Annotated in this window: 13 protein-coding genes; 4 read left to right on the top strand and 9 right to left on the bottom strand. The window is 64.9% G+C overall.

Annotated elements, in window-relative coordinates; all coding sequences use genetic code 11:
- Positions 1–71 precede the first annotated feature (71 nt).
- Positions 72–1,763, top strand: a complete 1,692-nt coding sequence (locus ACRECX_RS05755) for an FAD-dependent oxidoreductase (RefSeq protein ID WP_431557865.1) — start codon at positions 72–74, stop codon at positions 1,761–1,763.
- A gap of 3 nt (positions 1,764–1,766) precedes the next feature.
- Here the strand turns inward: ACRECX_RS05755 and ACRECX_RS05750 are convergent, their stop codons facing one another.
- The 3 genes from ACRECX_RS05750 to ACRECX_RS05740 are packed head-to-tail and all read right to left on the bottom strand — an operon-like array spanning position 1,767 to position 3,145.
- Entirely contained in the window at positions 1,767–2,645 is an 879-nt protein-coding gene (locus ACRECX_RS05750; RefSeq protein ID WP_431557864.1) for a caspase family protein, read from the bottom strand.
- Positions 2,645–2,878 carry a hypothetical protein gene (locus tag ACRECX_RS05745; protein WP_431557863.1) on the bottom strand — a complete coding sequence of 78 codons (234 nt, stop codon included), beginning with the start codon at positions 2,876–2,878 and terminating at the stop codon, positions 2,645–2,647. The genes ACRECX_RS05750 and ACRECX_RS05745 overlap by 1 nt, the downstream gene beginning before the upstream one ends.
- 33 nt (positions 2,879–2,911) lie before the next feature.
- On the bottom strand, positions 2,912–3,145 hold the full coding sequence (locus tag ACRECX_RS05740) for a hypothetical protein (RefSeq protein WP_431557862.1): 234 nt from the start codon (positions 3,143–3,145) through the stop codon (positions 2,912–2,914).
- Between the two features lie 115 nt (positions 3,146–3,260).
- Here ACRECX_RS05740 and polA point away from each other — a divergent pair, with 115 nt between their 5' ends.
- Together polA and ACRECX_RS05730 are read left to right on the top strand one after the other, a co-directional pair.
- Entirely contained in the window at positions 3,261–6,224 is a 2,964-nt protein-coding gene (gene polA / locus ACRECX_RS05735; protein WP_431557861.1) for a DNA polymerase I, read from the top strand.
- Positions 6,225–6,509: 285 nt separating this feature from the next.
- Entirely contained in the window at positions 6,510–6,743 is a 234-nt protein-coding gene (locus tag ACRECX_RS05730) for a hypothetical protein (RefSeq protein WP_431557860.1), read from the top strand.
- A 45-nt stretch (positions 6,744–6,788) separates the two neighbouring features.
- On the opposite strand, the gene ACRECX_RS05725 is transcribed toward ACRECX_RS05730, so the two are convergent.
- Positions 6,789–7,043 (bottom strand): hypothetical protein, encoded by a 255-nt coding sequence (locus tag ACRECX_RS05725; protein WP_431557859.1) that lies wholly within the window; start codon positions 7,041–7,043, stop codon positions 6,789–6,791.
- An 88-nt stretch (positions 7,044–7,131) separates the two neighbouring features.
- Between ACRECX_RS05725 and ACRECX_RS05720 the strand changes: the two genes are divergently transcribed.
- Complete coding sequence (locus ACRECX_RS05720) at positions 7,132–7,605, top strand: hypothetical protein (protein ID WP_431557858.1); 474 nt, start codon at positions 7,132–7,134, stop codon at positions 7,603–7,605.
- A gap of 21 nt (positions 7,606–7,626) precedes the next feature.
- On the opposite strand, the gene ACRECX_RS05715 is transcribed toward ACRECX_RS05720, so the two are convergent.
- The 5 genes from ACRECX_RS05715 to ACRECX_RS05695 all read right to left on the bottom strand — a co-directional run bounded on the left by ACRECX_RS05715 (position 7,627) and on the right by ACRECX_RS05695 (position 12,498).
- Positions 7,627–8,313, bottom strand: a complete 687-nt coding sequence (locus tag ACRECX_RS05715) for a glutamine amidotransferase (protein WP_431557857.1) — start codon at positions 8,311–8,313, stop codon at positions 7,627–7,629.
- A 106-nt stretch (positions 8,314–8,419) separates the two neighbouring features.
- Positions 8,420–9,940, bottom strand: a complete 1,521-nt coding sequence (locus ACRECX_RS05710) for a gamma-glutamyltransferase family protein (RefSeq protein WP_431557856.1) — start codon at positions 9,938–9,940, stop codon at positions 8,420–8,422.
- A gap of 44 nt (positions 9,941–9,984) precedes the next feature.
- Positions 9,985–10,371, bottom strand: a complete 387-nt coding sequence (locus tag ACRECX_RS05705) for a type II toxin-antitoxin system VapC family toxin (RefSeq protein WP_431557855.1) — start codon at positions 10,369–10,371, stop codon at positions 9,985–9,987.
- A 2-nt stretch (positions 10,372–10,373) separates the two neighbouring features.
- Positions 10,374–10,604: a FitA-like ribbon-helix-helix domain-containing protein gene (locus ACRECX_RS05700; RefSeq protein ID WP_431557854.1), complete on the bottom strand. Its 231-nt coding sequence runs from the start codon at positions 10,602–10,604 to the stop codon at positions 10,374–10,376.
- Between the two features lie 76 nt (positions 10,605–10,680).
- The gene (locus ACRECX_RS05695) at positions 10,681–12,498 is read right to left on the bottom strand and encodes a phosphoenolpyruvate carboxykinase (GTP) (RefSeq protein ID WP_431557853.1); all 1,818 of its coding nucleotides are present in this window, start codon (positions 12,496–12,498) and stop codon (positions 10,681–10,683) included.
- Positions 12,499–12,591: the final 93 nt, after the last annotated feature.

Genomic DNA, 12,591 nt, shown 5'->3' with positions numbered 1-12,591 from the left:
CGCATCGTGTTGCGATCAAGCGTCGGCCTGCGCCAAAGCATGACTTGACGCAAGAAAGCATTGGCGTAGGTATGCGTCTCAACCAACTCAGGCTGGGCAAGCCTATGGAAAAGAAGAAAATCCTCGTGCTTGGCGGCGGCTTTGGCGGCGTATTCGCGGCGAAGGCGCTGGAAAGGCTCGGCCGCGGCCAAGTCGAGGTCGAACTCGTCAACAACAATAACTACTTCGTCTTCCAGCCGCTGCTGCCTGAGGTCGCGGCATCGACGATCAACTCCGCCGACGCGGTCGTGCCGCTCCGCCAGCTTTTGCGCAACGTCCAGGTGCGGCAGGCGCGGGTCATGGGCATCGACTTCGCCAAGAAGACGGTGGTCGTCATGCAGGGTGCGCGGCTGACCCCCGTCAACCTCGAATACGACGAGCTGATCATCGCGCTCGGCACCGGCGTCGACCTCGCGCGTATCCCAGGCATGGCCGACCACGCGTTGACCATGAAGGACCTGACCGACGCGCACCGCCTGCGTACCCATGTCATCGGCTGCTTGGAGACGGCCGACGTGACCACCGAGGCGGTGGTCAAGAAGCAGTTGCTCACCTTCGTTGTCGTCGGCGCCGGCTTTTCCGGCGTCGAGACCGTCGCCGAGGTGCACGAACTGGTGCGCAGCGCGCTGAAATACTATCCGAACATCAAGCCGGATGAGATCCGCATGTATCTCATCGAATACGCCCCGCGCATCTTGCCCACGTTCCCCGCCGATCTCGCCGAATATGCGACGAAGCAGATGCAGAGCACCGGCATCGAGGTGCTGACCGGCGTCGGCACCAAGTCGGCCACGTCCACGGGCGTCGCGCTCACCGACGGCCGCACCATCAATACCAGCACCATCGTCGCCACCATCGGCAACGGACCGCACCCGCTCGTTTCGACACTCGGCCTCGACCTGCATTGGGCCCGCATCAAGACGGACCGCTACATGCGGGTGCCGGGAAAGGAACACGTGTGGGCGCTCGGCGACGCCGCGCTGATTCCGCTGGTCGACAATCCCCAGGAAGACCCGGCCGACTATGCCACGCAGACGGCCCAATTTGCGGTCCGCGAGGGCTATCAGCTGGCAGCCAACATCATGGCCAAGCTCAGCGGCAAAGAGCTGAAGCCGTTTGCCTACACGTCCAAGGGCTCGCTCGCCTCGCTCGGCATGAGCAAGGCGGTCGCCGATGTCTATGGTGTCAAACTGTCCGGCTTCGTCGCCTGGCTCCTGTGGCGCGGTTTCTACCTGTCGTTCTTGCCGGGCTTCACCGCAAAGTTCCGCGTCGGCCTGAACTGGCTGCTCAACAGCGTCATGCCGCCGAACATCGTGCAACTCAGGATGCCGCCGCCGGCGACCCGCTACATCCATTACTGGAAGGGCGACAAGGTGTTCGAGCCCGGCATGCTGATCGACGGCTTCTACACGGTGATCAACGGCCGCTTCAAGCTCACCATCGACAACCCCGACACCGGCGAGCATTTCGAGAAGGTGTTCGGGCCCGGCGAGCATTTCGGCGAGCGGGTTCTGGTGCGCTCGGAGCTCAGAACCGGGCTGGTCGAGGCGCTCGAGGACGGGCTGCTGCTGTTCATCGCCCAGAAGGACTTCACGCGCTTCGCCAAGGCCTTCCCGTTCCTCGACAACTATTTCAAGGACTATATCGAGCGGACCTTTGGCGGCGCAGACAAGGCCTTCGCTCCCGGCTCGACCAACCCCCCGGAGCTTGCCAAGACGCCTTAGGCCTTACTCAGCATCCAAACGAATCCGCTTTGCGATTCCTGACGGATCGGCCAAATCCGGATCTTGAGGCGTGCAGCCCTCGGAGCCGCTCACCGCGGCCGCTTCACAACGCAATTCAGCCTCGGCTGCCGTTTCACGCTGCGCCAATCGAAAGGCATCGTAAAGCGTCGGCACCCCGGAACGCATCGCCTCCACCAGATTCCGCGTGAAGGTTGCCGAAATGAGGTCGGCAAAGGCAATCTCGTGTGCGCGCGACGAGGCCATGATGGCGATCTCCCTGCCCTTCATCCGGGGCGGCTTGGAGGCGATCGCGTCGTCTGCGCCCGAGGCCTCGCAGGTATCGAGAATAACCAAAGTCGATTCGGCGGGGAGAGCTTCGATCAGTCGGGCAAGCTCGGAACCGGTCAACCAAATTCCGGCCTGGACTGCGTAAAGCGCCGCAAACGGGAATGAAGTTGACCATAGAAGGAGGGTCTCTTCGTCACCCTCGCTCGCGGTATCGCTCCAGTTGGGCAGGAGCATGCCATGCCCGACGTAGTAGACGATTACGGTCGAATCCGGAGGCATCGCGCCCTTGAGCTTGGCAAAGGCTTCACGGACCGCCGGTGCCGTCGCTTGTTCGTCGACGAGCGTCGTAATCTGGCCCGATGGCACGCCCATCAGTTCTCGCGCCGCGTCGGCAAATTGCGTGACGTCATGTCGGCACACCTTCTGCGGTAGCCAGGGAAGGCAGGAGCCGATGGCAAGAACATAAGTTGAAGCGGTATCAGGCGGGTTCGACGGCGCGGCGGAAGCCGAGTCCGTCGTCGAGGCTCCGAAAAGCGCGGCGGTCAGCAAAACGGCCGCACACAGCCATCTTCGACGCCGCAGTCGCTGCGCCATCACTCGCTCGGTTTTGGGGCCGTGTTCGCAGTGGCGGTGCAGGCTTCCAGCGTCGGGAATGTCTGACCGCTGATCTTGCCGCAGTCGGCCTCGGTCTGGGCGATGACGCAAACGTCCTGTATCCGGCAAAACGTGCCCATGGGGATGTCGCCCGGTCCCATCTTCGCGGTGTGCAGAGTCGCTCCGGTGACGGGCATCGCGAGCGTCAGAAGTGCAAGAGCGCTTTCGAGCATGGCTCTTCTCCGATGTCACGTCTATCTGATCGGTCACTCGCCCGGCTGTGGCGCTGCGCTCGCAGCGCCGGCGCAGGCATCCAGCGTCGGGAATGTCGTGCCCCCGATCCTGCCGCAGTCGCTTTCGGTCTGGGCTATGACGCAGACGTTCTGTACGCGGCAGAACGTGCCCATGGGAATGTCGCCCGGTCCCATGTTCGCGTCGTGGACGGTCGTGCCGGTAATGGGCATTGCGAGCGTCAGAAGTGCAAGAGCGCTTTCGAGCATGTGCTCTTCTCCGATGTCGAGGCTACCTCCCCCAGATTACACCAATCGTGAGGATGGGGACGAACCATTCCGGCCTACTGACGGCAGGCCAAATGATCCTTATATTGCCGCCATCATGACAACCGAAAAGGCCACCACCCCCGCATCGGGCAAGCCGGTCGCGCGCGGCGACCACGTCTACCTGATCGACGGCTCGGGTTACATCTTCCGCGCCTATCACGCTCTCCCACCGCTCACCCGGCCGTCGGACGGGCTGCCCGTGGGCGCGGTGCACGGCTTCTGCGGCATGCTGTGGAAGCTGCTTCGGGAGACGGGCGAGCTTGCGCCGCCGACCCATATGGCGGTGATCCTCGACTACTCCGCCAAGACCTTCAGGAGCGACCTGTTCGACGGCTACAAGGCCAACCGGCCCGAGCCGCCTGAGGACCTGATCCCGCAATTCCCGCTGGTGCGCGACGCGGTGCGCGCCTTCAACGTCGCCTGTATCGAGAAGGAGGGCTACGAGGCCGACGACCTGATTGCCACCTATGCGCTTGAGGCACTCGACGCCGGCGCCGACGTGACCATCGTCTCGTCCGACAAGGACCTGATGCAGATCGTTCAGCCCGGCGTCGTCATGTACGACACCATGAAGAACAAGGTGATCGGCGAGGCCGAGGTGATCGAGCGGTTCGGCGTGCCGCCGTCGAAGGTCATCGAGGTGCAGGCGCTGATCGGGGATTCGTCCGACAACGTGCCCGGCGTGCCGGGCATCGGGGTCAAGACGGCGGCGCTCCTCATCAACGAGTTCGGCGATCTTGAGTCGCTGCTCGCCCGTGCCTCAGAGATCAAGCAAGAGAAGCGGCGCGAGAACCTCATCTATTTCGCCGACCAGGCGCGGCTATCGAAGACCTTGGTGATCCTCGACGCGCATGTGCCGCTCGATGTGCCGCTGGCCGAGACCGCGGTGCGGCAGCCAGAGTCGGAGGCCCTGCTCAGCTTCCTGCGCAAGCTCGAGTTTTCGACCTTGCTGCGGCGCATCGCCGACGGCTTGGGGGTGGAGGCGCCGGAGGGCGCTGCGCCGCCACCGGCGACGAAAGCGCGCAAGAAGGACGACTACGACCATCCCTTGCGGCGGGGGCCGCGCGGCGACTTCGTGGCGAGCCGGCCGGCGCCGGAGGCTGCCAAGAGCGGCCCAAGCTCGCCGGCGGAGCTCGCCATCGAGCGGGCGAGCAGGCTCGAAGGCATCGCCTTCGACCGCGCCAACTACGAGACGGTGACGGAGGCCGAGCGGCTCGGGGATCTGTTGGAGGCGGCGCGCTTCCAGGGTCATTTCGCCTTCCGCGTGAAGCTGAATTCGGCCGACCCGATGGTGGGCGAGATCGCCGGCGTGGCGCTGGCGCTGATCCCCGGGCACGCGGCCTATGTGCCGCTCGCGCACCGCGCGGGCGATGGGCTCGATCTCGGCGGCGAGACTGCGGTCAAGCAAATCCCCATGCGCGCTGCGCTCGATCTGTTGAAGCCCCTCCTCGAAGACGACGCGGTGCTCAAGATCGTGCAGAACGCCAAGTTCGACATGGTGGCGCTTCACCGCTACGGCATCGCGCTCACCGCAATCGACGACCCCTGCCTCATGTCGTATGCGCTCGACGCGGGCCGCGCCGAGCATCTGCCGGATCAGCTCGCGGGCTCGCTGCTCGGCTATACCTGCCTCACCGAGAAGGAAGTGATGGGGTCAGGCAAGTCGGCGGTCGGCTTCGACCGCGTTTCGGTCGAGCGCGCCACGGAATATGCGGGCGAGGAGACCGATATCGGCTTGCGCCTGTGGATGATCCTGAAGCCCCGGCTGGCGGCAGAGTCGGTCACGACGGTGTACGAGACCTTGGAGCGGCCGATCGCGCCGGTGCTGGCCGAGATGGAGCGCACCGGCATCAAGGTTGAGCGGGCGGCGTTGGCGAGCCTCTCGGGTTCCTTCGCCCAGACCATCGCCCAGCTCGAGGACGAGATCAGGGCCCTCGCTGGAGAGGAGTTCAATATCGGCTCGCCGAAACAGCTCGGCGAGATCCTGTTCGACAAGATGAGCCTGCCTGGCGGCCGCCGAACCAAGACCGGCGCGTGGAGCACCGACGCGGCGGCGCTCGAGGAACTCGCCGCCGAGGGCCACGAGTTGCCGCGTAAGGTGCTCGACTGGCGGCTCCTCGCCAAGCTCAAGAGCACCTACACCGATGCGCTGCCGGCCCATATCCACCCCGACACGGGGCGGGTGCATACGTCCTACCAGCTTGCCTCGACCACCACCGGGCGTCTCGCCTCGACCGAACCGAACCTCCAGAACATCCCGGTGCGCACGGCCGAGGGCCGCTCGATCCGCAAGGCGTTCGTCGCCGAGAAGGGCAAGAAGCTGATCTCGGCCGACTACAGCCAGATCGAGCTTCGCGTGCTCGCGCACATGGCCGACACGCCGACCTTGCGCCAAGCCTTCGCCGACGGCCTCGACATTCACGCCATGACGGCGAGCGAGATGTTCGGCGTGCCCATCGAGGGGATGAACCCGGCCATCAGGCGCCGCGCCAAGGCGATCAATTTCGGCATCATCTACGGCATCTCGTCGGTGGGCTTAGCGGCACAGCTCGGCATCGGGAGGAGCGAGGCCGGCGCCTACATCAAGACCTATTTCGAGCGCTTTCCCGGCATCAAGGATTACATGGAGCAGATGAAGGCGGAGGCGCGCCGCCAGGGCTACGTCAAGACCCTGTTCGGGCGGAAGGTCCACTACCCGGAGATCAACACCAAGAACCCGAGCTTGCGCGGTAATTTCGAGCGCGCCGCCATCAACGCGCCGATCCAGGGCACCGCCGCCGACATCATCCGCCGCGCCATGATCCGCATGGCGGCGGCGCTCGAAGAGGCAGGGCTGTCGGCGCGCATGCTGCTCCAGGTGCATGACGAGCTCGTGTTCGAGGCGGCGGAGGAGGAGGTCGACAAGACCATGGAGGTGGCGAGAGGCGTGATGGAGAACGCGCCGGCCCCCGCGCTCACGCTCAAAGTGCCGCTGAAGGTCGACGCCCGCGCCGGCGACAACTGGGAAGCCGCGCATTAATGGGCGTCATCCCGGCGCAAGCCGGGATCCAGTGCAACCCCCAACAACACCTACTCCGTCATGACCGGGCGAAGTCCCGGCCATCCACGATTTTCTTTAGGCCAAGACGTGGATGCCCGGCACCTGCCTGCGCGAAGCCGAAGCGCCTAGCTATTCCGAAGCGCGTGCCGGGTTAGGCTTCGCTTCGGCGAAAGGCAGGTAAAGCCGGGCATGACTGTGTTGTGTGGAACGGTGGTACGCTCCAACCGTTTAGTGCGCGGGGGCGACGCTCCAAGGAGGCGAGCCATGGGCAAATGCGCGCAATGCGGCAACGACTACGACAAGAGCTTCGAGGTGGTCATGGCCGGCCGCACCACGACCTTCGATAGCTTCGAGTGCGCCATCCAGGCGCTGGCACCGACCTGCCCCCATTGTGGGGTGCGCATCGTCGGCCACGGCGTGGAGCATGACGGCGCGATCTTCTGCTGCGTGCATTGCGCCAAGAAAGAGGGCGTGTCGGGCCTCGTCGACCGCGATTGACCTCATCCCTCCCGGCGAGGGGAGGGATTCCTTGCCGCGGCAATATCAGCGCTTCACCGGGCGGACGACGGCGATGATGTTGGTCTGCACGATGCCGTCGACGGCGGAGATGTTCTCAAGGATCGCCTTGGTGCCATCGCCTGCGTCCGTGCAGTCGAGCTGAGCGACGATCTTGTCGTCCGCCAGGACCACGACGTTGGCGAACGCGCAGTTGGCCATGCTAAGCGCCTTGAGCGCGTTGACGGCATTCGTGGCGTCGGCCGAGCCGCGCAACTCGATGAACAGATAGATTTTCACCATCGCGGCAATCTCCTCCCCGGTTTGCCACCGGCGCCTACTTTCGGGGCGTTCAACAGAGTAAGCTCAAAAGCCCCGCAAAGGAGGTCCCATGCGCTCCGTGCTTCGCCTGATCAGTCTGCTCGTTCTTTGCCTCTCTGCCCAGCCGGCTTTAGCGCTCCCCGCGCCCATGTCGGAGGCGGAACTCTTGGAGAAGAGCGACCTCGTGGCGCTGGTCCGCGTGCTCTCCGTCACCTGCACCAGCGTGACCAAAGACGACAAGACCGGCGAGGACCTGCCCGGCTATCTCGCCAAGCTCGAGGTGATCGAGGTGAAGAAAGGCGACGTCAAGCCGGGCGAAGAGGTGCTGGTTACCTTCCGCGCCATTCCCAAGGGCATGCTCGGGCCGTGGACGGTCTACTACTACCCGGGCGAGGAGGTATGGACGCACCTGATGCTGCGCAGCGGCGGGGTAACCTATGCCTCGACCTGGTGGAACGCCAAGGGCGAGCCGGTGAAGCCGCCTGAGACCACGGACCTGCCGACCAAAGTCGGCGAGTCCGTCGTGATGAAAGGCACGCCGTAAGGGCGCTCTTGACTTTAAGCCTTAGAGCGCGTCGAGCCAGTCGTTGAACAGCTTGACGCTCGCTTCGTTGCAGGCCGGCGCGTAGCGCGCCGTCTCGGCGCGCATGTGGTTGAGGTCGACTTTTGAGTTGGCAAGCTCGAGCGTGTGGCCGATTAGCCAGCGCTCCATGTCGCGCTGCGGCAGCTCGACGTGGAACTGGAGCGCCAGCACCTTCGGGCCGTAGGAGAAGGCTTGGTTCGGGGTCGGCGGCGTGGAGGCGAGCCGCGTGGCGCCGGCCGGGAGATCGAACGTATCGCCGTGCCAATTGAGCACGCGCAGGCCTTGCAGTGCGCCGAGCGGCGAGGCCTTTCCCTCGTCGGTCAGGGTCAGCTCGTCCCAGCCGAGCTCCTTCTGGCTATTGGGATAGACGCGCGCCGCGAGCACGGCGGCGAGCGCCTGGGCGCCGAGGCAGATACCGACCACGGGCGTGCCCTTGTTGACCACCGCCTCGATGGTGGCGAGCTCGTCCTTCAGGAACGGATAGCGGTCGATCTCGTAAATGCCGATAGGGCCGCCGAGCACGACGACGAGGTCCGCGTCCTTCGCCGGCGAGAGGTCGTCGACGCCGGCTTGCAAGTAGCGAAGCGTGACGCCGCGCTCCTCGAGCACGGGGCCGAGCGTGCCGGCATCCTCGAAGGCCACATGGTAGATGGCGACGGCGTTCTGCATGGCTTCCCTCGTCGGCTCCTGAGCCTTACGCCATCTTGCGCCGGCCTGCCGAAACTTATTGGCAATTAGCGACGCCCGTTTGACCATTCGCGACACAGGCCAGCGCTCAGATTACGCGCGCCACACCTTGGCGGCGGGGGTCGCCGGCGCCTTCCACCCCGCCGTCGCCGTGGCGCCGCGCCGCGTGAACTCCCCCAAAGAACAGGTTCTGCGCCGGCCAGGCGTGCGCTTTCTCGCCGAGCGCATTGAACGCCGTCACGGCTTCCTCAGACAGCTCTGGCTCGAAGCTCGTCGTACCGTCACGCTCGACATGGAGCCGCGGCGCCATGACTGCGTCCTCTAGGCTCATGCCGTGGTCGAGCAGATTGACCGCCACCTGAAGGATGGCGGTGCGGATGCGGTTCGAGCCGCCGGTGCCGAGCGCGGTCACAGTGCCGTCGGACTGTAGAATGACGGTCGGCGCCATCATGGAGGAGAGGCGCATCCCCTCGCGCCACGCATCGAGACCGCCGCTGGCGAGGTCCTCCTCTCCCAGCATGTTGTTCAGCATGAAGCCGAAATCGCCCACGATGAAACCGTCGCCCTCACCGTTCGACAGGCTAACCGCCGCAGCGTTGCCGTCGGCGTCGATGACGCTGATATGGGTGGTGCCGCGATAGGCGGCCGGGTTCCGCCAGGCCGCGCGCATCTCCTCAAAGAGCACGCCCCCGGAGAGCCGCTCGGCAAGCCCTTCACCGTGTTTGCCGCGGGCCTCGTTGGTCGCCGTCATCGCCGCATGCAGCGCCAACGCATCGACGGCGGAGCCGTTCCCTGCCGCCTCCAGATACGCAAGGCCGAAAGCGATGAGCGCGCCACTCGCGGCGGGCGGCGGGTTGAGCGCCACGGTGGCGCCGGCGTGCGGCCAGACCAGCGGATCGCGCAGCACGACGCGATAGCGCCTGAGATCGTCAGTGGTGAGATGGCCGCCGAGATCGCGCGACTGCGCGACGATCGCTTGGCCCACATCACCATCGACGAAGAGGCGCGCGCCGTCTTCGGCGATCCACTCCAGTGTTTCCGCGAAACCTTCGTTGCGGAACGTTTCGCCCGCCACCATTAGCTTGCCGCCCGGCGCGAAGATGCGCGACACGCCTTCGCTCGCGGTGAGGATCGGCGCGATGACGGTGAAGAGATAGGCCTGGAAGGTGGTGAGCGGGAAGCCTTGGCGGGCGGCGCGCACCGCCGGCTCGACCAGCCGCTTCATCGGCAGCCGGCCAAGCGCCTCGTGCATGGCGAAAAGTCCCGGCACCACGCCGGGCGTCGCGCTCGACCCCAAGCCGATATGGAATTCCTGCTTGGCCGGCCCAAAATCGGCGTGGATCGGAAAGAACGAGACTTCGCTTGCGGGACAGCGTTTCAGAGGCGTCTCGACGAAGAAATCGAACAGTTTGACCTGATCGCTCCCGTCCCGGCGCGCCATGAGGAATCCCCCGCCGCCAGGCGAGCAGAACACGGCCTCAGCGACGAACGCCATGCACACGGCGGCCAGCGCCGCGTCGAAGGAGTTGCCGCCGTCCTCGAGGATTTCAGCCGCGGCGGCCGCAGTCAGCTCATGACCTGCCGCGACGACGCTCTTTCCGGTCTTCATGGCGGTTGCCTAGGGCGAACAGCCTCGCGCGGCAAGCCCTCGGCTCATACGAGCTCAATGCGGGCGCGATGGCCGCGAGCCGCAGCGATGCGTTCGTCACGGGTCACGAGCGACGCATCGAGCGCTTCGGCCAAGGCGACGTAGGCCGCGTCGTACGCCGTAAGGCTGTCGCGCAGCTCCCAAATCCGCGGCAACAGAATATCATGCGGATAGCGGATGAGTGGCAACTCGCGGAGGTCTTCCAAGGCTACCCGGCAGCGATCATTGGAGACCTGGCCACTCCGTGCGTAGCGCCTGAGCGCTTGGGTGACCTCCAAGTCAAGCAGGTATGGTGCGTGAAGCGAGTCGGTCGACTCGAAAATCCGCCTCATCGCTGGTCCAGCAGGCCGTGTCGGTAGGAGCACCTCTAGCAGCGCCGACGCGTCGATCACGATCACCGGCTATCACGCTCGGCGCGAATGACGTCTGCTGGCGACTCGCTCAGGTCGACAGGAGCCCTTGCCTCGATTCGCGCACGCAACTCCTCGAGTGTTGGCCGCTCGGCGACGCGCCTGAGTTCAGTAAGCAGGTAGTCGGACAGCGACATCCCAGCGTTAGCGGAGCGGGCCTTGAGCCGCCTGTGAAGCGCATCGGGAACATTGCGTATCTGGATCATCTTGGACATGTGCAAAGCATGCTCACATGCGATGCACATGTCAAGCTTCTGGCATTTTGGCTCGTGTGTTGCCGATTGCTATCCGTCAACCCAGGCGCTTTTCGAGCGCGGCAAGCTCGTCCCTCAGGCCCTTCGGCAACTTATCGCCGAAGGTGGCGAAATGCTCCTTGATGAGCGGCAGCTCCGCCTTCCAACCTGCGGCGTCGACCGTGAGCAACTCCTTCAAGGCCGCATCGTCGATGTCAAGGCCGTCGGTGTCGAGCGCCTCTTCCGCCGGCACTTTGCCGACCGGCGTGTCGGCCGCTTCGGCGGTGCCGTCGCAGCGCTCGAAGATCCATTTCAACACGCGGGAGTTCTCGGCGTAGCCCGGCCACAGGAACTTGCCCTCCGGGCTCTTGCGGAACCAGTTGACGTAGAAGATCTTCGGCATCTTGTTGCCGCCCTTCTCGCCCATCTTCAGCCAATGGGCGAAGTAGTCGCCCATGTGGTAGCCGCAGAACGGAAGCATCGCCATCGGATCGCGGCGCAAATCGCCGATCTTGCCGGCGGCAGCGGCGGTCTTCTCCGAGGCCATGATGGAGCCCAGGAACGTGCCGTGCCGCCAGTCCTCGGCCTCGATGACGAGCGGCACCACGGTGGCGCGGCGGCCGCCGAACAGGATGGCGTCGATCGGCACGCCCTTGGGGTCCTCCCACTCCGGCGCGATCACGGGGCATTGCGCTGCCGGCGCCGTGAAGCGGGCGTTGGGGTGCGCGGCGGGCCGACCCGCGTCGGGCGTCCAGGGCCGGCGCATCCAGTCAATGGCTTTCGCCGGCTTGTGCTTGGTCATCTCCTCCCAGTAGACGTCCTCGTCGTCGGTCAAGCCGACATTGGTGAAGATGCAGTTCTTATCGAGCGCCTTCATCGCATTGAGGTTCGACGCCTCGGATGTGCCGGGCGCCACGCCGAAAAAGCCGGTCTCGGGATTGATGGCGTAGAGCCTGCCGTCCTCGCCGAACTTCATCCAGCAGATGTCGTCGCCGATCGTCTCGGCCTTCCAGCCCGGGATCGTCGGGTTGAGCATCGCAAGATTGGTCTTGCCGCACGCGCTCGGGAAGGCGGCGGCCATGTACTTCACCTTGCCCTTGGGGTTGGTGAGCTTGAGGATCAGCATGTGCTCGGCCATCCAGCCTTCGTCGCGCGCCTTGACGCTCGCGATGCGGAGCGCGTGACACTTCTTGCCGAGCAGCGCGTTGCCGCCATAGCCTGAGCCGTACGACCAGATCTCGCGCGTCTCGGGGAAATGCGAGATGTACTTGGTCTTGTTGCACGGCCACGGCACGTCGGCGGTCTGCGGCGTCGGCAGCGGATACCCCACCGTGTGCATGCCGCGCACGAAATCTTCGCTGTCACCCAGCGCCTTCAGCACCTTGTCGCCGACCCGGGTCATGATGTGCATGTTGGCGACGGCATAGGCGCTGTCGGTGACCATCACACCGATGCCGGCGATGGGGGAACCAACCGGGCCCATGGAGTAGGGTACCACGTACATCGTGCGGCCTTGCATCGCGCCGTCGTAGAGCTTGCGCAGCGCCTCCTTCATCTCCGCCGGGTCGAACCAGTTGTTGGTGGGGCCGGCGTCCTCCTTGTTCTTCGAGCAGATATAGGTCTGGTCCTCGACGCGGGCGACGTCGGCGGGATCGGAGCGGACGAGAATCGAGTTGCCGCGCTTGTCGGGGTTGAGCCACATGGCGGTGCCGCAATCGACCATGAGCTTCAAGAGCTCCTGGTACTCTTCCTTCGAGCCGTCGCACCAGTGTAGATCGTCCGGCTTGAACAGTTCTTTCGCCTCCTCGACGAAAGCGAGCACTTTCGGATTAGTCGTCTTGGCCACTCCGGCCGCAATCTTCGACTGAACGCTCATGCGGTTTCGTTCCCAGATTTCGGATCGGTGGAAAGTCGGTCGGTATCGCCCACTAGCTACCCTGAACTCAGAAGGCTTTCAAGGAAGGTCCTA

This window comes from Methyloceanibacter sp., assembly GCF_050726195.1.
Lineage (GTDB): Bacteria > Pseudomonadota > Alphaproteobacteria > Rhizobiales > Methyloligellaceae > Methyloceanibacter.
The sequence above is the reverse complement of the archived record's forward strand: the minus strand, read 5'-3'. Positions and strand labels throughout refer to the sequence as shown.

Excerpts from the sequence above, each read along its gene's own strand:
- ACRECX_RS05755 (WP_431557865.1), top strand. The coding sequence starts at position 72 with ATGCGTCTCAACCAACTCAGGCTGGGCAAGCCTATGGAAAAGAAGAAA.
- ACRECX_RS05750 (WP_431557864.1), bottom strand. The coding sequence starts at position 2,645 with ATGGCGCAGCGACTGCGGCGTCGAAGATGGCTGTGTGCGGCCGTTTTG.
- ACRECX_RS05745 (WP_431557863.1), bottom strand. The coding sequence starts at position 2,878 with ATGCTCGAAAGCGCTCTTGCACTTCTGACGCTCGCGATGCCCGTCACC.
- ACRECX_RS05740 (WP_431557862.1), bottom strand. The coding sequence starts at position 3,145 with ATGCTCGAAAGCGCTCTTGCACTTCTGACGCTCGCAATGCCCATTACC.
- polA (WP_431557861.1), top strand. The coding sequence starts at position 3,261 with ATGACAACCGAAAAGGCCACCACCCCCGCATCGGGCAAGCCGGTCGCG.
- ACRECX_RS05730 (WP_431557860.1), top strand. The coding sequence starts at position 6,510 with ATGGGCAAATGCGCGCAATGCGGCAACGACTACGACAAGAGCTTCGAG.
- ACRECX_RS05725 (WP_431557859.1), bottom strand. The coding sequence starts at position 7,043 with ATGGTGAAAATCTATCTGTTCATCGAGTTGCGCGGCTCGGCCGACGCC.
- ACRECX_RS05720 (WP_431557858.1), top strand. The coding sequence starts at position 7,132 with ATGCGCTCCGTGCTTCGCCTGATCAGTCTGCTCGTTCTTTGCCTCTCT.
- ACRECX_RS05715 (WP_431557857.1), bottom strand. The coding sequence starts at position 8,313 with ATGCAGAACGCCGTCGCCATCTACCATGTGGCCTTCGAGGATGCCGGC.
- ACRECX_RS05710 (WP_431557856.1), bottom strand. The coding sequence starts at position 9,940 with ATGAAGACCGGAAAGAGCGTCGTCGCGGCAGGTCATGAGCTGACTGCG.
- ACRECX_RS05700 (WP_431557854.1), bottom strand. The coding sequence starts at position 10,604 with ATGTCCAAGATGATCCAGATACGCAATGTTCCCGATGCGCTTCACAGG.
- ACRECX_RS05695 (WP_431557853.1), bottom strand. The coding sequence starts at position 12,498 with ATGAGCGTTCAGTCGAAGATTGCGGCCGGAGTGGCCAAGACGACTAAT.